Genomic DNA, 20,275 nt, shown 5'->3' with positions numbered 1-20,275 from the left:
TTCCACAGCAGCACGCGACAGCGTACAAGGAACTTTTGCTCTGCAAATAGCTCAATTCAGGCCTTCTTTTAGACAATTCAGGGATCGAATGAAAACTTCTTTGGCGTTTCCATTAGCAATCACTTTCGCTCTTATCATGACCGGCTGCAGCAGCCGTCAGGCGGGTGATCTTACGTCAGAGCCGGTCGTTCCACTGGCTATGAATGACCATCAAGCCAGCGTGACTTTCCGTACCATAGGCGGCGAGGGTGATCGTCCTGTCAGTTACACGTACGGGTATGCCAATACTGGATTCGAGAGCGCGGGCGAGCGGGTTTATGACTCTGCTTACTTCAAGCGCATACCGGCTTATCTGAAGAAAATCGCCGGAGGTACTGACAGCATCAGTAAGCTGGTCGAGGCGGACAAAACGGTGTACGTGCAAGGGGAGGTCAAGGACAAACCGTTTACCTTTAACGGTATTCCCATGCCTACGCCGTTCGACAAGGAGCAGCCTGTTGCGCAGCAATTCATGCCGCAAGCCAAGAAGAATTACGTGGTTGAAACCGTGATCGCCGACACTTGGGTCATGAACGTGTACGAAGTTTCCGCAACCGGTGAACGCAAAACCATTGGCGTTCCAAAAAAAGATGCCGGCGCAAACTGACCGCGCAGGGATTTCATGAGTAGCTGCAACCCAAGCACTGGCCCTTGCCGGGGCCGAGCCAGTAGACGGAAGCCCGGTTGGAAGTGATCCCGGTCTGACTGATCGTCCGTAACACCCGAAAGGCCCCGTGAATGTGAGTTCACGGGGCCTTTTTGCGATCAGGCCGCTACAGTGGGCAGGCGTCCTTCCAGTGCCAGGCCCATGCGGTTGAGTGCGTGGACAAGGCTGATCAGATTCGCGTAGGTCACCTGATGCACGGAGGTCCAGGCCGGACGGTTGATCAGTAAGCCGCCATCCGCTGTGCGCTCAATCATCGTTCGTACAATCTGGTTGGTCCGGCTGCGATGGATCAGCGTCAGGGTTTCGTCTGACCTTTCAATGGTGAACATGCCCTGGCGGAACAGCAACTGATCGATTTGCTTGGATGTTCTTTGAATGACCTGAGTCGGCACCTGCAGGCTGATGTCGGCGTACAACGTGTCGACATTGCCGAGCATCTGGGTGGTAGCCTCCGTAAAGTCACGGCCTATGTCGATGCCATGGTCGATGTCCAGGTGCGGACTCTGGTCTGGGCGCACTTCTTCGATGCGTAAGCCGATACCTCCCTCTGTTTCGCTGATGCCGGCCATTCCCCTGAACGTGTTGGTACTCTCCTGGTCGGTGAGCACCACCCATTTTCCGCCGCCGTTGCGGGCATGAGTGGCTTGCATGATGGTATGGGTGAGGTAGGTCTTGACGGATTGCCTTGATAGGGCGCGGAAGTTCGGGTCGGTGTAGCGATAACTTGCCAGGCAATCGGTGGCCTGGATTCGAATGCCGTTCTGTTGGGCCGTCCTGACGACTTCCAGAGGCGTGAACTGTTCGGCGGGATCACCTGGCAGTTTTTGCAGATACCTTTCCAGCATGCCATCCATCAGCCCGGTTTCGGCGAATTTGTTCAGGTCGACTTGATTGAAGTCGTTGAGCAGGCGATGCATGTAAATCGTCTTGACGCCTTGTTTCGCCAGCGTCGGCATGTTTTCGATCAGGAACCGCATGCTGGCGATGCGATCCTGGCTTTCACCGACCACCAGCCCCGGCGCCGCGTCGAATACCTTCTCGATGAGTTCTGTAACGGTGGTGGATGGGGTGATCACGGGCTGAACCGGGCGAGCGGGCAACGACGCAAAAAAGCCCTCCCGACTCTGGAAACCGGTCGCATCCCTGACCAGTACCGTGCGACGTCCTGCGACGAACTCTTCATAGGGGGCGACGCCTCTGAGATCCCCGTTAGGCATCGTCACGATTTTTATATGAGTCTCTTGTTCTCCCAAGGCCAGGAAGTTCAGTGAGCGTCCATTGGGGGCATCGTATCGGGTCAAGTGCCTGTAAAAATCAGCCTTTGGCCGTACATGAGTATGCGGTGCGGAGGGGCCCGGAACAGGCTTGCTGAGGCCTTTGCCGCCGCCCGTCAACCGGCTTTTCGGCGCCAGCTCCCATTCCCCCTCGGCATTCAGACGTACGGGAATCGACCCCGTAAAGGCATTCGGGTTTTCCGGATCGATGATGGCCCAGGTCCCGCCGCCGTTGACGTCCGCTTCATAGCGCACGTAGTAGGCCTGATCGTTTATCAGGATGGCGTGGGAAGGCTGTGAATCGAGTGTGTAGACACCCTGGAATTTGCCACTGGTGGCCATGGGGTGGTTTTCGAGGATTTCATTGCTTTGCCAGTGCTCCGGCACTTCAAACGCTGGTGCGGTTTCATCGGGCAGGGTGGGCAACAGACCCGCGGGCACGGGGCTTTCCTCTGACTCTAAGGGCGCCTTCGGGTCTTGCGTGTCGACGGTTTCTTGCGGATCGAGCGGCTTGTTCAAATCCGCCATTTCGGCCGCTTCCGCCGCCTCAGCCACGGCCCCGACTTCGTCCAATACGTTGACTTCCTTGAGTAACGGGATATTGAACAGGGTATTGACGCCGGCGAGCACCGCGCCAATGACACCCGCCTTGCGTTCCGCTGCTGTCTTGCCATTGACGGCCTTGTCGATGTTCAAACCCATCGCGGCGATGCTGGCCCCGATCACGGGCAGGGCGATGGGCCAGCCGAGTACTGCCAATGGGCCGAAGACCTTCAGGCCGACGGTCAGATAACCCAACCACAGGTGCTCGCGCATCTGCCCATTGGTCACCAGGGTCAGATTGGCCTCTTCCAGCATCGCGCTCTTGACTGCCTGGCTCTGCCAGGTGAACACGTCACCGCTGAGGGTGAGGTCTTTTTGATTGATCAAATGATGGTCGTACTTGCCCCAGGTGGCGACCAGCTGATTCATCAACGGGGTGATGTTGTCCTGCACTTCCTTGCGCACCGACAGCGGGAAATGGGTCATGAATTCGCGACGGGGCTTTTCTTCGTTCAGTTACAGCAACATCCACCAGTGCATGTCCGTCACTGTCGGGTGCACGTGGAAGGACTCAGCGGCCCCGGGAACGTAGGTGATCTGCCGGCCGTTGCGATCAACGATGCGCAGAATATCGGTGGCGACATGCCCGGCGGCATCCAGCGCGCAGACCCGAAGATCCGCAGGCGTGGTGGTTTGCGCTTGCAGGGTTGCCAGGGTGATCGGCCAGGGTGCGTCACCGACGACGGCCCTGATGACGGTCTGGAAATCCTCTTCCCCCAGCTGACTGCTTTCGCGGGCCTCGATGGCTTTGCTCAGGTAATTACATTTGGCCAGGGCGCGGTAGTCATCGAAATGGGTGGCCCAGAACGCATTGAGTTTATTCAGATAGCGCTCACTGAGGTTCTTCTCCCACAGGTCGGCGAGCACCTTGCTGGGGTACATCCGCACTTCATTGGTTTCGTTGTAAATGCTGGCGTTGGCATCCGCGGTGTAAAACCCGCCATTGCTGTTCAGTTCGAGGGCGTCGTCCTGGTCGGTCACACGGTAGCGATGGATGACCAGTTGCGTCAGGGTGAAGGATTCACTGGGTTTGGGCGCGTGCTCCCAGCCCAGAAAGGCCTTGGTGCTGCTGGCCGAGACGTTGTCGAAGCGATGCCACCAGACCTGATCGGGGTCCAGGTGGGTGATGCCGTGTTTTTGCAGGATTTCACTGGCTACTGCATGCGCTTCCTCCTGCAAGCCGGGGCAGGCGGTCACCACGACCGGCGCGATGAGTTTGAGTTTTTCCTGGTCGGCGGCATTGCTTGATGCGGGGGTATTTTGTTCGGTGGACATGCTCTCGCTCCTTGAGAAATGGGCCGCGATGATTGCCCGTTTCCATGCAGGAGGTGCACTACATAGTTATGCCCACACGTGATTGAAGAACCTGTAGGGTCTCAGCGCCGCGCCACGTCCGAAAAGTAGAACTTGTCGAGGGTGTGCCGTGATTCCGTGTACTCGAACTGCCGGCCGTCCTGCAGAAACGTATGGTTGCTGACCACGATCACATGGCTCTGGCCGTCGAGATCGAGGTGTTGCTGGTCGTCCTTGCTGCGGGGCACGGCTTCGATGGTGCGCTGGGCGTAGGCGATTTGCAGTTGCAGGGTCTGTTCGATGAAGGCGTAGATCGAGTGTTCGGCGATGTCCCGCGATAGTCCGGGAATGACGTCACTGACGAAATGGTTGATATCGAGGATCACACGTTTTCCATCGATCCGCCGTACGCGTTTGATCCTGGTGATCAGGCTGCCTTCTTCGGCCTTGATATGTTCCAGCAGTGCTCCTTCGAGCGGGATCTGGCTGAACTCGACCACCTCGGTGCTGACGTTGTTGCCCAGTCGCGGATAGGTTTCCTGAAAGCTGACGATGCCACCCAACTGAAATTCGATCGGGTCGGTCGACAACACAAAGGTGCCTTTTCCGTGGACTTTCTGGGCGAAACCGCGCTCCTGTAGTTGCTCGATGGCCTTGCGCACGGTGCCGCGACTGGCCTGGTAGCTGTCCATCAGTTCGGTTTCGGAAGGCAACCGGGCGCCGCGTTCCAGGCGTTCGGTCGTGATGCTGGCAAGCAGATCGTTGTAGATCTGGTTGTATTTACTCATGGGGATGGCTCTGTGCCGCAATGTGCTCAAGGTTTCGAACCTTAAGGGCAGGGTAGGGGTTTGTCCATGCGGGTTTGGGTTTTCATCGTCTGAGTCGGTGGGAAAAGTCGCCACTGGTCGGCTGATAAACAAACAAATTCAAACTCGTCTGTACGAGTTGTTGATTTAACTCGTACAGACGAGTACTTTTCGCTTCGGCGTGCTGCCAATAACAAAAAACTACAGCGGAAAAAAAAGCATGAGCCACGACTATCCGAACATCGTCAGCGAGTTGCTGCAAAGCCTCGGTGGCAGCGACAACCTCGAGCAGGCCGCGCATTGCGTCACACGTCTGCGTCTTGCCCTCAAGGACCCGAGCCGGGTCAACAGCGCCACGCTGAACCAGATCGACCTGGTCAAAGGCTCATTCTTTACCGGCGGCCTGTTCCAGGTGGTCATCGGTCCCGGCGAGGTGGAGAAGGTTTACGCAGAACTGCGCCGTCAAACCGGTCTTGCCGCGTCAACAATCGCCGACGTCAAACAGAAAAGCGCCGACAAGATAAACGCCATGCAACGCCTGGTGCGGGTGTTTTCCGACGTGTTCATGCCGATCCTGCCGGCGCTGATCATTGCGGGCCTGCTGATGGGCATCAACAACCTCATCGGTGCCAAGGGCATGTTCATCGAGGGCCAGACCCTGCTGGAGGCTTACCCCAAGCTTGACGGGCTCTGGAGCCTGATCAACCTGATGGCCAACACGTCGTTCGTGTTCCTGCCTGCATTGGTGGGCTGGTCAGCCGCCAAACGGTTTGGCGGCAGCGAAATTCTCGGCATCGTGCTCGGCCTGATGCTGGTTCACCCCGATCTGCTCAATGCCTGGAACTACGGCAAGGCCGTCGCCGGTCTCGACGGCCAGAGCCTGCCGTATTTCGACATCCTCGGTTTGTTCCAGATCGAAAAGGTCGGTTATCAGGGGCAGATCCTGCCGATCCTGCTGGCGGCCTACGTGATGAGCGTCATCGAAAAATGGCTGCGGGCGCGAGTGCCTAATGCCGTGCAATTGCTGGTAGTGCCGATCACCACCATCGTGGTCACCGGTGTGCTGGCGCTGGCGGTCATTGGCCCAGTGACCCGGCATCTGGGGATTCTTATCACCGAAGGGGTGGTCACCCTGTTTGATCTGGCGCCGATGGTCGGCGGTGCGATCTTCGGCCTGCTTTACGCACCCCTGGTGATCACCGGCATGCACCACATGTTTCTCGCGGTCGACTTGCAGCTGATCTCGACCCAGGGCGGCACCTTTATCTGGCCCATGATTGTCATGTCCAACCTCGCCCAAGGCAGCGCGGCGCTCGCGGTGTTCTACATGACCCGTAATACGCGGGACAAATCCATGGCGTCGACCTCAGCGATTTCGGCCTATTTTGGCATCACCGAACCGGCAATGTTCGGGGTCAATCTGCGCTACAAGTTTCCGTTTTACGCCGCACTGACTGGTTCCGCGCTGGGGTGCATCTTCCTGTCGCTGAACAAGGTCCAGGCCTCGGCCATCGGTGTCGGCGGTTTGCCCGGATTTATCTCGATTATTCCTCAGTTCATCCCGATGTTTGTGATCGGGATGATCATCGCCATGGTCGTGCCGTTTGTTTTGACCTGTGGGTTGAGCATGAAGATTGTTCGGCCTGGGTATCGGGTCGCCTGACAGATCGCATTCGACTTGCCCGCGAAGAGGCCCGAAAGGCCAGTACAAAACTTACTGAAGGAAACCGCCATGCAAGACTGGCAACATTCGGTGATCTACCAGATCTACCCGAAGAGTTTTCACAGCCACGCGGGCAACCCTACGGGGGATTTGCTCGGCGTCGTGGCCAAGCTCGACTACCTGCACTGGCTGGGCGTCGATTGCCTGTGGATCACACCGTTCCTGCGTTCGCCCCAGCGCGATAACGGTTACGACATCAGCGATTACTACGCCATCGATCCGAGCTACGGCACCATGGCCGATTGTGAGTTGCTGATTGCCGAGGCCGGCAAGCGCGGGATCAAGTTGATGCTCGATATCGTGGTCAACCACACCTCGATCGAGCACAGCTGGTTCCAGCAGGCGCGCAGCAGTCTCGACAATCCGTATCGCGACTTCTACATCTGGCGCGATCAGCCAAACAACTGGGAATCCAAGTTCGGCGGTTCGGCGTGGGAATACGAGGCGCAGACCGGCCAGTATTTCCTGCACCTGTTCGATCACACTCAGGCCGACCTGAACTGGGACAACCCGCAGGTGCGCGCCGAAGTTTTCAAGATGATGCGTTTCTGGCGCGATAAAGGCGTGGGCGGTTTCCGCCTGGACGTGATCAACCTGATCTCGAAACCGGCGGACTTTCCCGACGACAATACCGACGGCCGCCGCTTCTATACCGACGGCCCGAATGTTCACGAGTACCTGCAGCAAATGCACCGCGAAGTGTTCGAAGGCCATGACCTGATCAATGTCGGCGAGATGTCGTCAACCAGTCTCGAACATTGCATTCGCTACTCGCGACCGGACTCCAAAGAGCTGTCGATGACCTTCAATTTCCATCACCTGAAGGTCGATTACCCGAACCTGCAGAAGTGGATTCGCGCTGATTTCGACTTCCTCGAACTCAAGCGCATCCTCTCCGACTGGCAAACCGGCATGCAGGCCGGCGGCGGCTGGAACGCACTGTTCTGGTGTAATCACGACCAACCGCGAGTGGTCTCGCGGTTTGGTCATGACGGCGAGCATCGGGTGGTGTCGGCGAAGATGCTCGGCACCGCGCTGCATTTTCTCCAGGGCACGCCATTTGTGTATCAGGGTGAAGAACTGGGTATGACCAATCCGGGCTTCGATCACATCGATCAATACCGCGACGTCGAGACCCTGAACATCTTCCGGCTCAAGCGCGAGGCGGGTGCAAGCGATGCCGATAACATGGCGGCGATCATGCAGAAGTCCCGCGACAACGGCCGTACGCCAATGCATTGGAGTACCGAACCGAACGCCGGTTTCAGCGCGGTGGAACCCTGGATTGGCGTGCCGGCCAACTCGGCGCAGATCAACGTTGCCACTCAACTCGACGACCCGGATTCCGTGCTGCATCACTACCGTCGACTGATCAACTTGCGGCGTACCGAAGTGCTGATGTCCGAGGGGATTTACCGTCAGTTGCTGCCCGGGCATGCGCAGGTCTGGGCGTATTTACGGGAAGGCACTGGCGAGCGTTTGCTGGTACTGAACAACTTCTATGGGACGCCTTGCGACGTCGAATTGCCGGATGAAGTGATCAGTGAATTCATGAACCAACGCCTGGTCATCAGCAACTACCCGGACTGTCCGCCGCGAAACCGGCAGGTGTTTCTACGACCGTATGAGTCGTTTGTTTTGCACCTGACCGACCACTAAAAACACCGTCTTTAAAAACACGCAGAACACTGCGCGGGGGCGTTTTGCGCGCTGATTTTGCCGAACAACACAATAAAAATAATGGGGTGGTTCTTGAAAACAACAATAAATCGCAGCCTTGCAGCCGCAGGCTTTTGCCTGGCGTTGCCACTGACGGCCCATGCGCTGGAATTCGGCGGTTACCTGCGCAGCGGCGTCGGAACGTCGGTCAACAGCGGTAAACAACAGTGTTTCCAACTGCCCGGAGCACAGACCAAATACCGCCTCGGTAACGAGTGCGAGCAATATGGGGAACTGGAACTTCGTCAGGACTTGTTCACCCTGGATGACGGTTCGGTGCTCAGTGTCGACGGCATGGCTTCGCTGTATAACCAGTACGACAAGGACCTGACGTTCAACGGCGATAACGGCTCGGTGCGCATGCCGCAGATGTACGCGCAGTGGTCGAACATGCCCAGCCTTAACGGCGGTTCGCTGTGGGCTGGTCGGCGTTACTACAAGCGAAACGACATCCACATTTCCGACTTTTACTACTGGAACCAGAGCGCCACCGGCGGCGGCATCGAGGACGTACTGATCGGTGACCTGAAATACAGCTACGCCTTTTCACGCAAGGACAACCTGTACCAGAAGGATTACATCACTCGTCACGACTTCAACGTCGCCGGTTTCAACACCAACCCCGGCGGTGAACTGGAGTTTGGCCTGAGCTACATCGACAAACCCGACAGCCGTGACGCTCATCGTGGCTGGGCGATTACCACTCAGCATGTGCAAAAAGGTTTTTTGGGTGGCAAGAACAAACTCGCGTTTCAGTACGGCGAAGGGCCGGGCACGGGGTTGGGCTATACCGGTAACGTGAAGCTCGATGACAGTAACAAAAGCTACCGAGTGGTGGAGTTCTTCGACTGGCAGGTGACGCCCCGGTTTGGCGGGCAGGTCGAGGCGGTTTACCAGAAAGACATTCGTCCGGACGGTGCCGATCAGAACTGGATTTCCCTCGGGATTCGCCCGGCGTACGCGATCACCGAGCAATTCAAACTGGTGACCGAACTGGGTCACGACCAGGTCGAAGCCACGGGTGGCACGCGCAAGCTGAGCAAGTTCACCTTTGCCCCGACCTGGTCGCCCAAGGGCCCTGAGTTCTGGGCGCGGCCCGAAGTGCGCTTGTATTACACCTATGCCAGCTGGAACGAGGCGGCCAAGCGTGCGGCCAATGAACTGGCAGCGGGTTCGGCGTTGTCCGACACCGGTGCCTTCGGCACGGCGCGGCACGGTGCGAACGTCGGATTGCAGGTCGAGTACTGGTGGAAATAAGCGATGCTGTCGGAGCGTCGCGCTCCATCGGCACTTCAAAGAACAAAACAGCAGGTGACGTCATGGCCACACCCCAACAATTGCAGCTCCACGCACCCCTGTCCGGCGTATTGATGCCTCTGGACCTTGTGCCCGATCCGGTGTTTTCCCAGCGGTTCATCGGCGATGGGCTGTGCATCGATCCGGCGTCAACAACGTTGTGCGCGCCGCTGGCAGGGGTGGTCAGCAATGTGCAGGCCAGTGGGCATGCGATCAGCATCACCCATGAAAAGGGTGTGCAGGTGTTGATGCATATCGGGCTCGACACGGTGAACCTTGCAGGGAAAGGGTTCACGCGGTTGGTGGAGGAGGGGCAGCAGGTTGACGTCGGGCAGCCGCTGATCGAGTTCGATGCCGATTTTGTTGCGTTGAATGCGCGCAGCCTGCTGACCCTGATGCTGGTGGTCAGCGGTGAGCCGTTCACTTGGCTGGCGGCGGACAATGGGTGGGTCGACAGTGGTCAGCCGCTGCTGGGTTTGAACGCTGTCGAGCCGACAACGCAGGCGTCTGTGGCGCAAGCGGGCGAGGCGCTGTTCTCCAAACCGGTGACGTTACCCAACCCGAACGGCTTGCACGCCCGTCCTGCGGCGGTGTTCGCCCAGGCGGCGAAAGGTTTTTCGGCAAGCATTCATCTGCACAAACAGCAGGAGAGTGCGAACGCGAAATCCCTGGTAGCGATCATGGCGTTGCAGACGGCTCACCATGAAGTTGTGCAAGTCAGTGCGGTCGGCCCGGATGCCGAGGCGGCGATCAAGACGCTGACGGAGCTGCTGACCGCCGGTTGTGGCGAGACAGTGACTGTGATGACGGATGTTACGCCGCTGCCCCTGGAGATTTCATCGCCCAAGGTGCTGCGTGGGGTATGTGCTTCGGCGGGTTCGGCATTTGGCCAAGTGCTGCAGATCGCCGAGCAGGCCCTTGAGGTGAGCGAATGGGGTGAAGGTGCGCAGGTTGAGCGCGATCATTTGTCCGCCGCGTTGACCGAGGCCATTTCAGCTTTGCAGCAGCTGCGCGACAACGCCACGGGCGATGCCCAGGCAGAGATTTTCCGGGCTCACCAGGAACTGCTCGAAGACCCGGGTTTGTTGGAGGTGGCTCATGTGCTGATCGACGAAGGCAAAAGCGCCGGGTTCGCTTGGCGCGCGGCCACCGAATCGACGGCAACCTTGTTCAAAAGCCTGGGCAATGCGCTGCTGGCCGAACGAGCGGCAGACTTGGCCGATGTCAGTCAGAGAGTGCTCAAATTGCTTCTCGGCGTGCGGGACCGCGAGCTGGAGTTGCCTGAAGGCGCCATCCTGATTGCTGAACAACTGACGCCGTCCCAGACCGCCGGGCTCGATACCCGTAAGGTGCTGGGTTTTGCCACGGTCGGCGGTGGCGCCACCAGCCACGTCGCGATTCTGGCGCGGGCGTTCGGTTTGCCGGCGATCTGCGGGTTGCCGGTGCAAGTGCTGGCGCTGGTCAACGGCACCCAGGTGTTGCTCGATGCCGATAAGGGCGAGTTGCAGCTCGAACCGGATCTGGCCGCCATCGAACACCTTCAAGCCAGGCGCAAGCTTGCGCAACAACGCCAACAGCATGAATTGGCGCAGGCGTCACTCGCAGCCTGTACCCGCGACGGACATCATGTCGAGGTGACGGCCAACATCGCTTCGCTGGCGGAGGCCGAACAGGCCATGGCGCTGGGAGGCGCGGGTGTCGGTTTGTTGCGATCGGAGTTTCTCTATCTGGATCGCCATCATGCGCCGAGCCATGACGAGCAGGCATCCACCTACAGCGCCATCGCCCGAGCCCTCGGGCCCGCGCGTAATCTGGTGGTGCGCACGCTGGATGTTGGCGGTGACAAGCCTTTGGCCTACGTCCCGATGGACAGTGAAACCAACCCCTTTCTGGGGGTGCGCGGGATTCGTCTGTGCCTGGAGCGTCCGCAACTGTTGCGCGATCAATTCAAGGCAATCCTGAGCTGTGCGGGACAGACGCGTTTGCACATCATGCTGCCGATGGTGACGCAACTGTCGGAGTTGCGTGTGGCTCGGCAACTGCTCGAAGAGGAGGCGCTGGCCCTGGGCCTCACGGAACTGCCGAAGCTGGGGATCATGATCGAGGTGCCAGCGGCCGCGCTGATGGCAGACCTGTTTGCGCCCGAAGTGGATTTTTTCTCCATAGGCACCAACGACCTGACCCAATACACCCTGGCCATGGACCGCGATCATCCGCGGCTGGCCAGTCAGGCGGACAGTTTTCATCCTGCGGTGCTGCGCCTGATCGCCAGCACCGTGAAAGCCGCCCATGCCCACGGCAAGTGGGTGGGCGTGTGCGGCGCGCTGGCCTCCGAAACCTTGGCCACGCCGCTGTTGCTGGGGCTGGGCGTGGACGAGTTATCGGTGAGTGTGCCGTTGATTCCGGCGGTCAAAGCGGCAGTTCGCACAGTGGACCTGGTGGATTGCCAGGCCATCGCCCAACAGATCCTGGGCCTGGAAAGTGCCGGGCAAGTACGCGAGGCCTTACAGATGTATCGCGACGCGACGGTCGAAACCTCACTGGTGATGGAGAACTGAACATGTTCGAGAAAATGCAGCGAGCGTTCTGGAAAGCCTTGACGCCGGATCTGATCGTGGATGAACCGAAGGTGGTCGTGCCATCGGCGCCTGGCCTGGCAGCGAAGGTCGTGGCCGCGTTGGGTGGTGTGGATAACCTCAAGTCGCAGCAGCCTGTGGCGCTGACCCGGGTTCGGGTGGAATTGTTCGACGCGGGGCGGATGAATCGGCAGGCGTTGAATCTGGCAGGTGTGCCCGGCGTCATGATGCTGGAGGGCGGGGTGGTGCACCTGATTATCGGTCTTCAGCCATAACCGATCCTTCGCCACCGATGCTGTGCGTCTCTCGGTCGCCCTTACTGTTTCTCAACCGCAGGTGTATCGTATTCGCCTTTTGCAGGTCCCCGGACCTGTCGCTGATACGTGAGGTAGTTGAGTTCATGTCCTTTACCCGTCGCCAAATCCTCGGTGGCCTGGCCGGTCTTGTTGTCGTTGGCGTCGGTGCGGGGGGCGCGTCGCGGTACTGGCTGGGCAAGATGGCCGACGCTGACGCAGGTCACGACTATGAGCTGATCGCCGCGCCGCTGGACGTCGAACTGGTGGCCGGGCACAAGACCGAAGCCTGGGCGTTCGGCCCGTCGGCGCCGGGCACCGAGTTGCGCGTGCGTCAGGGCGAATGGCTGCGGGTGCGGTTCATCAACCACTTGCCGGTGGCGACCACCATTCACTGGCACGGCATCCGCCTGCCACTGGAAATGGACGGTGTGCCGTACGTTTCGCAGCTGCCGGTGCTGCCGGGCGAATACTTCGACTACAAGTTCCGCGTGCCCGATGCCGGCAGCTACTGGTATCACCCGCACGTGAACAGCAGCGAAGAACTCGGTCGCGGACTGGTTGGCCCATTGATCGTCGAGGAACGCGAGCCGACCGGTTTCAAGTACGAAAAAACCCTGAGCCTCAAGAGCTGGCACGTCGATGAAGAAGGGGCGTTCGTCGCCTTCAGCATTCCTCGCGAAGCGGCTCGTGGCGGTACGGCGGGGCGCCTGTCGACCATCAATGGTGTCTCGCAAGCGGTGATCGACTTGCCCGCCGGGCAGATCACTCGCGTGCGTCTGCTCAACCTCGACAACACCCTGACCTACCGCCTGAACATCCCGGGTGTCGAAGCGCAGATCTACGCGCTGGACGGCAATCCAGTAGAGCCACGGCCGCTGGGCAAGGAATACTGGCTCGGCCCCGGCATGCGTATTTGCCTGGCCATAAAAGCACCACCGGCGGGCGAAGAATTATCGCTGCGTAACGGCCCGGTACGTTTGGGCACGTTCCGCTCCGTGACGAACAGCGATGCACCGACCCAGTGGCCGCCCGCGCTGCCCGCCAACCCGGTAGCTGAACCGGACATGGCCAATGCCGAGAAACTCAACTTCAATTTCGAATGGGTGGGGTCGGTGTCGGTGAACGTCGACAACGGCAAGCCGCCGAGCCTGTGGCAGATCAACGGCAAGGCCTGGGACATCACCGACAAGACCTGCGCCGACCGCCCGATTGCCAAGCTCGAGAAGGGCAAGAGCTACATTTTCGAATTGAAAAACATGACTCAATACCAGCACCCGATTCACCTGCACGGCATGAGCTTCAAGGTCATTGCCTCGAACCGGCACAAGGTCATCCCGTATTTCACCGACACGTACTTGTTGGGCAAGAACGAGCGTGCACAAGTGGCGCTGGTGGCGGATAACCCAGGGGTTTGGATGTTCCATTGCCATGTGATCGACCACATGGAAACCGGCCTGATGGCCGCCATCGAGGTGGCGTGATGCGACAGATTCGTCCTGCGGCGATCATTGACCGCAGTCGTGACCGCGACTTCATGCGCGAAGCCCTGGCCCTCGCCGCTCAAGGTGCGGCTCTGGGTGAAGTGCCGGTGGGCGCGGTGCTGGTGCAGGACGGTGAAATCATCGGTCGCGGCTTCAATTGCCCGATCAGCGGCAACGACCCGAGCGCGCATGCCGAGATGGTCGCGATCCGCGCCGCGGCATTAGCGGCCAGCAACTATCGCCTGCCGGGCAGCACGCTGTACGTGACGCTTGAACCGTGCAGCATGTGCGCCGGGCTGATCGTGCATTCGCGGATTGCGCGCGTGGTGTATGGCGCTTTGGAACCGAAAGCCGGGATTGTGCAAAGTCAGGGGCAGTTTTTTACCCAAGGGTTTCTCAACCATCGGGTTTTGTTTGAAGGCGGGGTGTTGGCGGAGGAATGTGGGGCGGTGCTTAGCGAGTTCTTCAAGGCAAGACGCGCGAAACCCGCAGACTGAGCACCGCGCCCCTGTAGGGGCGAGCTTGCTCGCGATGGCGGCGGCACATCCAACAATGATGTCGACTGAAACACCGCCATCGCGGGCAAGTCCGCTCCCACAGGGTTATTGGTTGCCTGGAGATCGGGGGTTACTTGCGCGCCACGATCACCGCACGCATCGGCGCCGGCAGCCCTTCAATCGTCTTGCTGTGATCTTCCGGATCGAGGAAGTCGCTGAGCGACTGATACTTCATCCACTCCGTCCCGCGTTGTTCCTCGACGGTCGTTACACTGACATCCACACACTTCACGTCCGTGAAACCGGCACGCCGCAACCAGAGCATAAGCGCCGGCACCGATGGCAAAAACCACACGTTACGCATCTGCGCGTAACGATCTTCCGGCACCAGCACCTGTTGTTGATCACCTTCGATCACCAGCGTTTCCAACACCAGTTCACCGCCCTTGACCAGGCAATCCTTCAACGCCAGCAAATGCTCAATCGGTGAACGGCGGTGGTAGAACACACCCATGGAAAACACCGTGTCGAAGCCTTCGAGCTCCGGTGGCAGGTCTTCGAAGGGGAAGGGCAGGTGCCAGGCATTCGGCTCGGACAAATAGCGCTGAACGGCCTGGAACTGGCAGAAGAACAGCCAGTTCGGATCGACGCCGATCACGCTGTCCGCACCGGCGCCGAGCATGCGCCACATGTAGTAGCCATTGCCGCAGCCGACATCGAGGATGCGTTTGCCCTTCAGGTCCAGATGCGGCGCGACGCGCGACCACTTCCAGTCCGAGCGCCATTCGGTGTCGACGTGCACGCCAAACAGATCGAAGGGACCCTTACGCCACGGCGACAAGCCCATCAGCGCCGTGTGCATTTGCGCACGGGTGGCGTCGTCGCAATCGGTGTCCAGGGTCAGGCCGTTGAGTAAATCGACTTCGCCAGGCTGGATCTTCGGCAAGGCGTCCAGCGCACTTTGCCAGCGCTCCAGGTCGCCGTGACCCTTTTCCATTTTCTTGTCGAGTTGCGCTTGCAGGGTGTTAGCCCAATCGGCCAGCGGTGTGCCGGCCAGACGGCGGACGAGGGGGGATAGATCAATCATGGCAAGGCAATCAACGAGGCAAAGTTAAGACACTGGAACCACGGCACGACTTTCGAGAACCCGGCAGCCAGCAGGCGCTCGCGGTGTTCTTCGAGGCTATCGGGCTTCATGACGTTTTCGATGGCGCTGCGCTTCTGGGCGATTTCCAGTTCGCTGTAGCCGTTGGCGCGTTTGAACGCGACGTGCAGGTCGGTGAGCAACGTGTGTTCTTCGGCGTCGTTGAAGCGCAGCTTCTCCGAGAGAATCAGCGCACCACCGGGCAGCAGCGATTGATGGATACGGCTGAGCAACGCGGTGCGCTGCTCGGGGGCGATGAACTGCAGGGTGAAGTTCAGCGCCACCACTGAGGCCGGCTGAAAGTCGAGGGCGAGGATGTCGCCTTCGATCACTTCGACCGGCAGCAACTCCTGGAACATCGAATCCTGGCCGTTGAGGTATTCGCGGCAGCGCTCGACCATCGCCGCGGAGTTATCCACAGCGATGACGCGGCAACCGTCGGTGCGCACGTGACGGCGCAACGCCTGGGTCACGGCGCCGAGGGACGAGCCGAGGTCGTAGAGCACGCTGTGGGGCTGGGCGAATTGCGCGGCGAGCACGCCGAGGTTTTCAACGATGGTCGGATAGCCGGGCACCGAGCGCTTGATCATGTCCAGGAACACCCGCACCACGTCCTCGTTAAAGGCGAAGTCGGGCACCTGGGCCAAGGGCTGGGCGAAAAGGCGATCGGGTTCTTTGCTCACGGCGGTTCCAGCGGCGTATGTGGAAAAGGCCGGCATTTTAGCCAACTTGGCGCGGGGATGCGCGGGTTGTCTGATAAACCGGCGGGCAGGCAGAAATTCGTTTCGTTCGTGATACCGCCATCGCGGGCAAGCCCGCTCCCACAGGGTTATCTCAATCCTTGTGGGAGCGGGCTTGCCCGCGATGAATTGAACTCGGTTTTTGCGTGAACGCCGACGCTGTTATCCCCCACTGCCCCAGCCAGTAACTGAGGATGATCACGTAAGGCGCGGCATGAAACGGTGCAACAAACCGGTTGATGCCAATCACGCTGTCCGAGAACACAAACGCCAACGCGCCGCCCGCCGCCAGCAATGCCGAGCGTTTTGGCACATCGGTACCCAGTCGAGCCAGTGCCCGCCAAAGCATGGCGCTGATGGCCAGACCGTAGACGATCACCGGGATCAGCAACGGGCCCAAGCCATTGGCAATCAAAATCCCCAACAGCACCGCGCCAACACCCAGCGCGATCACTAGTGGCAACAGCGCCAATCGCCGGCAATCGCTCAAATACGCTTTCAAATAGGCGAGGTGCGCGACCAAAAACGCCCCGAGGCCGAACACGAACAAATCCCCCGGCCACGCCAGCAACACATCGCCCAGTAGAGAGAACATCAATCCAAGGCTGATCCACCGTCGATATTCGCTGGGCGGCGCGTCGTGCAGCCAGCCAAGCAGAGCCAACACGGGCAACGGTTTGACCAGCAGGCAGAGCAGCGCGGCGTGCACGCTCAGGCCGTAAAGAAAGGTCACCGCGCCCATCAGCGCCAGAATCAGCCAGCCCATGATCAGTTAACCGAAATCGCGCAATCGAAGGTCTCAACCGGCAACACTTCCGGTGCCCACGGCTGTTGCGAGGTCAGGCGCAAGCGTCCGTCACCGTTTGCGAATGCCTGGAAACGCCAGGTAGAAACACCGGCAGCACCGACGACGCCAGCATCCTCCGGATTTCGATAAACCTCTGGCCCTAACGCGCGCAACACGCCACCGGCCGAATCCTGGATCGCCCAGCGGTAACCCGTGGTCGGGTTGCTCGGCAGGGTCAGGATCAGGTTTTGCCCACTGGTGAGTTTCACCGGGCATTCGCTTTGTTTTTCCACGGTCACATTGTGTTTCGGTTGCGTGGCGCACGCGGCCAGCAAGGCGAGGGCGAGGGGGACAAACAGGCGGGTGGGGGACATGAGGTCAGCGGCTCCGGCATTCACGACGAACGGCGAGCATAACTGAAGATGAGACAAAGTGTGACGAGCTGCGGGAGTTTGCGTTGTCAGAACTGACGCCATCGCCGGCAAGCCGGCGCCTACAGAGGATGGGGTGTCAGCCACAAAACAGGTGAATGACACAACCCCGTGTAGGAGCCGGCTTGCCGGCGATGGCGATCCCGCAGACGCTACATGACCATCAGAACAACACCTTCGCCACATCCGCAAAGCGCTTGGCGAAATGCACGGTAATCCCTTCCTTCAGGTAATCCGGCAGCTCATCAAAGCTGCCACGGTTAGGCTCCGGCAAGATCAATTCAAAAATCTTCTGCCGCCGCGCCGCAATCACCTTCTCGCGCACCCCGCCAATCGGCAAAACATGCCCTGTCAGCGTCAGCTCCCCGGTCATGGCCACGCCTTTTTTCGGCGGCTGATTGCGGGCGAGCGAGAGCAGGGCGCTGGCCATGGTCACGCCGGCGCTCGGGCCGTCTTTCGGTGTGGCGCCTTCCGGGACGTGCAGGTGGACGAAGGCTTCGTCGAAGAACTTCGGATCCCCGCCAAACGATTTCAGGTTGGAGCTGACGTAGCTGTAGGCAATTTCCGCCGACTCTTTCATCACCTCGCCCAATTGCCCGGTGAGTTTGAAGCCACGGTTCAGCGTGTGAATCCGCGTCGCTTCGATCGGCAACGTCGCGCCGCCCATGCTGGTCCAGGCCAGGCCGGTGATCACGCCGGTGCCGGACAGCACTTGTTCGTTGCGGAACACTGGGTGCCCCAACGAAGCTTCAAGGTCCTTAGGCGCAATTTTGATTACCGCTTTCGGCTCGTCGATCAACTTCACCACGGCTTTGCGCACCAGTTTGCCCAGTTGTTTTTCCAACTGGCGCACCCCGGCTTCACGCGCGTAACCGTCGATCAATGCCTTCAGCGCACTGTCGCTGATGCTCAGGCTGCCTTTAGATACGCCTGCTTTCTCAAGCTGCTTGGGCCACAAGTGGCGCTTGGCGATGGCGATTTTTTCTTCGGTGATGTAACCCGACAGGCGAATGATTTCCATCCGGTCCAGCAATGGGCCGGGGATCGAATCCAGGGTGTTGGCGGTGCAGATGAACAGCACTTTCGACAGGTCCATGCGCAGGTCGAGGTAATGGTCGAGGAATTCGACGTTCTGTTCCGGGTCGAGGGTTTCCAGCAACGCCGAGGCCGGATCGCCCTGGTAGCTCTGGCCCATCTTGTCGATCTCGTCGAGCATGATCACCGGGTTCATCACTTCGACGTCTTTCAACGCCTGCACCAGTTTGCCCGGTTGCGCGCCGATGTAGGTGCGGCGGTGGCCCTTGATTTCGGCTTCGTCGCGCATGCCGCCGAGGCTGAAGCGATAGAACGGCCGGCCGAGGGATTCGGCGATGGATTTGCCGACGCTGGTTTTACCCACGCCCGGCGGACCGACCAGCAGCACGATGGAGCCACTGATTTCACCTTTATAGGCACCGACCGCGAGGAATTCGAGGATGCGGTCCTTGATGTCGTCGAGGCCGGCGTGGTGTTTGTCCAGGACCTTGCGCGCGTGCTTGAGGTCGAGTTTGTCCTCGCCGTACACGCCCCACGGCACCGAGGTGGCCCAGTCGAGGTAGTTGCGGGTCACCGCGTACTCCGGCGAACCGGTCTCGAGGATCGACAGTTTGTTCATTTCCTCTTCGATGCGTTTCTGTGCCTGCGTCGACAACACCTTACCGGTCAGACGCTGTTCGAACTGTTCGATGTCAGCGCTGCGGTCGTCCTTGGTCAGCCCCAGCTCTTGCTGGATGACCTTGAGTTGCTCCTTGAGGAAGAACTCGCGCTGATGCTCGCCGATCTTGCGGTTAACTTCGGCGGAGATTTCTTTCTGCAGGCGCGCGACCTCGACTTCCTTGCGCAGCATCGGCAGGACTTTTTCCATGCGCTTGAGCATTGGCACGCAGTCGAGCACTTCCTGCAACTCAATCCCTGTCGCCGAGGTGAGGGCGGCGGCGAAGTCGGTCAGCGGCGACGGATCGTTGGGGCTGAAGCGGTTGAGGTAGTTTTTCAGCTCTTCGCTGTACAGCGGGTTGAGCGGCAGCAGTTCCTTGATCGCGTTGATCAGCGCCATGCCGTAGGCCTTGACCTCGTCGGTCGGCTCGGTGGGCTGGTGCGGGTATTCGACTTCCACCAGGTACGGCGGGCGATGGTGCTTGAGCCAGGTGCGAATGCGCACGCGGGTCAGGCCCTGGGCGACGAATTGCAGTTTGCCGTTTTCGCGGCTGGCGTGGTGCACCTTGACCAGCGTGCCGTAGAGCGGCAGGGCCGAGGTGTCGAAATGGCGCGGGTCTTCCTGGGGCGTGTCCATGTAGAACAGGGCCAGGGAGTGATGATCGGACTTGCTCACCAGATCCAGCGTTTCAGCCCACGGTTCTTCGTTGACGATGACCGGCAGCACTTGGGCCGGGAAGAACGGGCGGTTGTGGATCGGGATGATGTAGACCTTGTCTGGCAAGTTCTGGCCGGGCAGGGCGAGGCCTGTGCCGGTGGAGTGGTGTTCGGCGTTCTCGGGGTCGGCGTATTCGCTCGGGTCTTCGGGGAATTCTTGCTGGTCGCTCATGGGGCACCTGCGCAATGGGGTATGGGTCTTAGATGGGGCAGGTGGAGGGTGGTTTCAATGGATGGGGGAATTTCAGCGCGGGTGTTCAGGTATTTGACAGTTGACCCACCAATCAATGAGGCCGCGGCAAAGACCTTGCTTCAGCTTTTTCACGGGTGGTCGATAACCTATACAGAAGCTGATCGATTGCATAAGTTTTTCTCGGACAAGCGGTCATGTACCAAGCAATAATAGGTAGTGGCACTTAGCCTTATCTCAGGCATTATCTCCCTCGCTCAAGCATTTGCATCAGCTTATAGCCAAGGCAGGCGATTTCGACTCC

General features: G+C 59.5%; 14 protein-coding genes and 1 pseudogene. 8 read left to right on the top strand and 7 right to left on the bottom strand.

Annotated features, from left to right (window positions below; genetic code table 11):
* Positions 1–88: 88 nt before the first annotated feature.
* A complete protein-coding gene (locus tag ACI77H_RS13390) occupies positions 89–646 on the top strand; it encodes a hypothetical protein (RefSeq protein WP_407012318.1) in 558 nt (185 codons plus the stop codon).
* A 158-nt stretch (positions 647–804) separates the two neighbouring features.
* On the opposite strand, the pseudogene ACI77H_RS13385 reads toward ACI77H_RS13390, so the two are convergent.
* Together ACI77H_RS13385 and treR are read right to left on the bottom strand one after the other, a co-directional pair.
* A pseudogene (locus ACI77H_RS13385) lies at positions 805–3,858 on the bottom strand (membrane-targeted effector domain-containing toxin).
* Between the two features lie 101 nt (positions 3,859–3,959).
* The gene (gene treR, locus ACI77H_RS13380) at positions 3,960–4,664 is read right to left on the bottom strand and encodes a trehalose operon repressor (RefSeq protein ID WP_407012317.1); all 705 of its coding nucleotides are present in this window, start codon (positions 4,662–4,664) and stop codon (positions 3,960–3,962) included.
* Between the two features lie 238 nt (positions 4,665–4,902).
* Between treR and treP the strand changes: the two genes are divergently transcribed.
* From treP to tadA, 7 genes are all read left to right on the top strand, one after another.
* Positions 4,903–6,345 carry a PTS system trehalose-specific EIIBC component gene (gene treP / locus ACI77H_RS13375; RefSeq protein ID WP_407012316.1) on the top strand — a complete coding sequence of 481 codons (1,443 nt, stop codon included), beginning with the start codon at positions 4,903–4,905 and terminating at the stop codon, positions 6,343–6,345.
* A gap of 69 nt (positions 6,346–6,414) precedes the next feature.
* Positions 6,415–8,064, top strand: coding sequence for an alpha,alpha-phosphotrehalase (gene treC, locus ACI77H_RS13370; protein WP_407012315.1), 1,650 nt, complete (start codon positions 6,415–6,417; stop codon positions 8,062–8,064).
* A 93-nt stretch (positions 8,065–8,157) separates the two neighbouring features.
* Entirely contained in the window at positions 8,158–9,381 is a 1,224-nt protein-coding gene (locus ACI77H_RS13365) for a maltoporin (RefSeq protein ID WP_407012314.1), read from the top strand.
* A 62-nt stretch (positions 9,382–9,443) separates the two neighbouring features.
* Positions 9,444–11,978 carry a phosphoenolpyruvate--protein phosphotransferase gene (ptsP, locus tag ACI77H_RS13360; RefSeq protein WP_407012313.1) on the top strand — a complete coding sequence of 845 codons (2,535 nt, stop codon included), beginning with the start codon at positions 9,444–9,446 and terminating at the stop codon, positions 11,976–11,978.
* A 2-nt stretch (positions 11,979–11,980) separates the two neighbouring features.
* Positions 11,981–12,271, top strand: a complete 291-nt coding sequence (locus tag ACI77H_RS13355; protein ID WP_407012312.1) for a PTS glucose transporter subunit IIB — start codon at positions 11,981–11,983, stop codon at positions 12,269–12,271.
* 125 nt (positions 12,272–12,396) lie between these two features.
* Complete coding sequence (locus ACI77H_RS13350) at positions 12,397–13,773, top strand: multicopper oxidase family protein (RefSeq protein ID WP_407012311.1); 1,377 nt, start codon at positions 12,397–12,399, stop codon at positions 13,771–13,773.
* Positions 13,773–14,270, top strand: coding sequence for a tRNA adenosine(34) deaminase TadA (tadA, locus tag ACI77H_RS13345; protein WP_407012310.1), 498 nt, complete (start codon positions 13,773–13,775; stop codon positions 14,268–14,270). The genes ACI77H_RS13350 and tadA overlap by 1 nt, the downstream gene beginning before the upstream one ends.
* A 130-nt stretch (positions 14,271–14,400) precedes the next feature.
* Here the strand turns inward: tadA and cmoB are convergent, their stop codons facing one another.
* The 5 genes from cmoB to lon form a co-directional block, all read right to left on the bottom strand.
* On the bottom strand, positions 14,401–15,357 hold the full coding sequence (gene cmoB / locus ACI77H_RS13340; protein WP_407012309.1) for a tRNA 5-methoxyuridine(34)/uridine 5-oxyacetic acid(34) synthase CmoB: 957 nt from the start codon (positions 15,355–15,357) through the stop codon (positions 14,401–14,403).
* Entirely contained in the window at positions 15,354–16,133 is a 780-nt protein-coding gene (gene cmoA / locus ACI77H_RS13335) for a carboxy-S-adenosyl-L-methionine synthase CmoA (protein ID WP_407012308.1), read from the bottom strand. Before cmoA ends, cmoB begins: the two co-directional genes overlap by 4 nt.
* 115 nt (positions 16,134–16,248) lie before the next feature.
* The gene (locus ACI77H_RS13330) at positions 16,249–16,920 is read right to left on the bottom strand and encodes a lysoplasmalogenase (protein WP_407012307.1); all 672 of its coding nucleotides are present in this window, start codon (positions 16,918–16,920) and stop codon (positions 16,249–16,251) included.
* Positions 16,921–16,922: 2 nt separating this feature from the next.
* Positions 16,923–17,315, bottom strand: a complete 393-nt coding sequence (locus ACI77H_RS13325) for a protease inhibitor I42 family protein (protein WP_407012306.1) — start codon at positions 17,313–17,315, stop codon at positions 16,923–16,925.
* Positions 17,316–17,535: 220 nt separating this feature from the next.
* The gene (gene lon, locus ACI77H_RS13320) at positions 17,536–19,953 is read right to left on the bottom strand and encodes an endopeptidase La (RefSeq protein ID WP_407012305.1); all 2,418 of its coding nucleotides are present in this window, start codon (positions 19,951–19,953) and stop codon (positions 17,536–17,538) included.
* Positions 19,954–20,275: the final 322 nt, after the last annotated feature.

The sequence above is a fragment of the Pseudomonas sp. O230 genome (assembly GCF_045447035.1).
GTDB lineage: Bacteria > Pseudomonadota > Gammaproteobacteria > Pseudomonadales > Pseudomonadaceae > Aquipseudomonas.
The sequence above is the reverse complement of the archived record's forward strand: the minus strand, read 5'-3'. Positions and strand labels throughout refer to the sequence as shown.

Excerpts from the sequence above, each read along its gene's own strand:
- ACI77H_RS13390 (WP_407012318.1), top strand. The coding sequence starts at position 89 with ATGAAAACTTCTTTGGCGTTTCCATTAGCAATCACTTTCGCTCTTATC.
- treR (WP_407012317.1), bottom strand. The coding sequence starts at position 4,664 with ATGAGTAAATACAACCAGATCTACAACGATCTGCTTGCCAGCATCACG.
- treP (WP_407012316.1), top strand. The coding sequence starts at position 4,903 with ATGAGCCACGACTATCCGAACATCGTCAGCGAGTTGCTGCAAAGCCTC.
- treC (WP_407012315.1), top strand. The coding sequence starts at position 6,415 with ATGCAAGACTGGCAACATTCGGTGATCTACCAGATCTACCCGAAGAGT.
- ptsP (WP_407012313.1), top strand. The coding sequence starts at position 9,444 with ATGGCCACACCCCAACAATTGCAGCTCCACGCACCCCTGTCCGGCGTA.
- ACI77H_RS13355 (WP_407012312.1), top strand. The coding sequence starts at position 11,981 with ATGTTCGAGAAAATGCAGCGAGCGTTCTGGAAAGCCTTGACGCCGGAT.
- ACI77H_RS13350 (WP_407012311.1), top strand. The coding sequence starts at position 12,397 with ATGTCCTTTACCCGTCGCCAAATCCTCGGTGGCCTGGCCGGTCTTGTT.
- tadA (WP_407012310.1), top strand. The coding sequence starts at position 13,773 with ATGCGACAGATTCGTCCTGCGGCGATCATTGACCGCAGTCGTGACCGC.
- cmoB (WP_407012309.1), bottom strand. The coding sequence starts at position 15,357 with ATGATTGATCTATCCCCCCTCGTCCGCCGTCTGGCCGGCACACCGCTG.
- cmoA (WP_407012308.1), bottom strand. The coding sequence starts at position 16,133 with ATGCCGGCCTTTTCCACATACGCCGCTGGAACCGCCGTGAGCAAAGAA.
- ACI77H_RS13330 (WP_407012307.1), bottom strand. The coding sequence starts at position 16,920 with ATGGGCTGGCTGATTCTGGCGCTGATGGGCGCGGTGACCTTTCTTTAC.
- ACI77H_RS13325 (WP_407012306.1), bottom strand. The coding sequence starts at position 17,315 with ATGTCCCCCACCCGCCTGTTTGTCCCCCTCGCCCTCGCCTTGCTGGCC.
- lon (WP_407012305.1), bottom strand. The coding sequence starts at position 19,953 with ATGAGCGACCAGCAAGAATTCCCCGAAGACCCGAGCGAATACGCCGAC.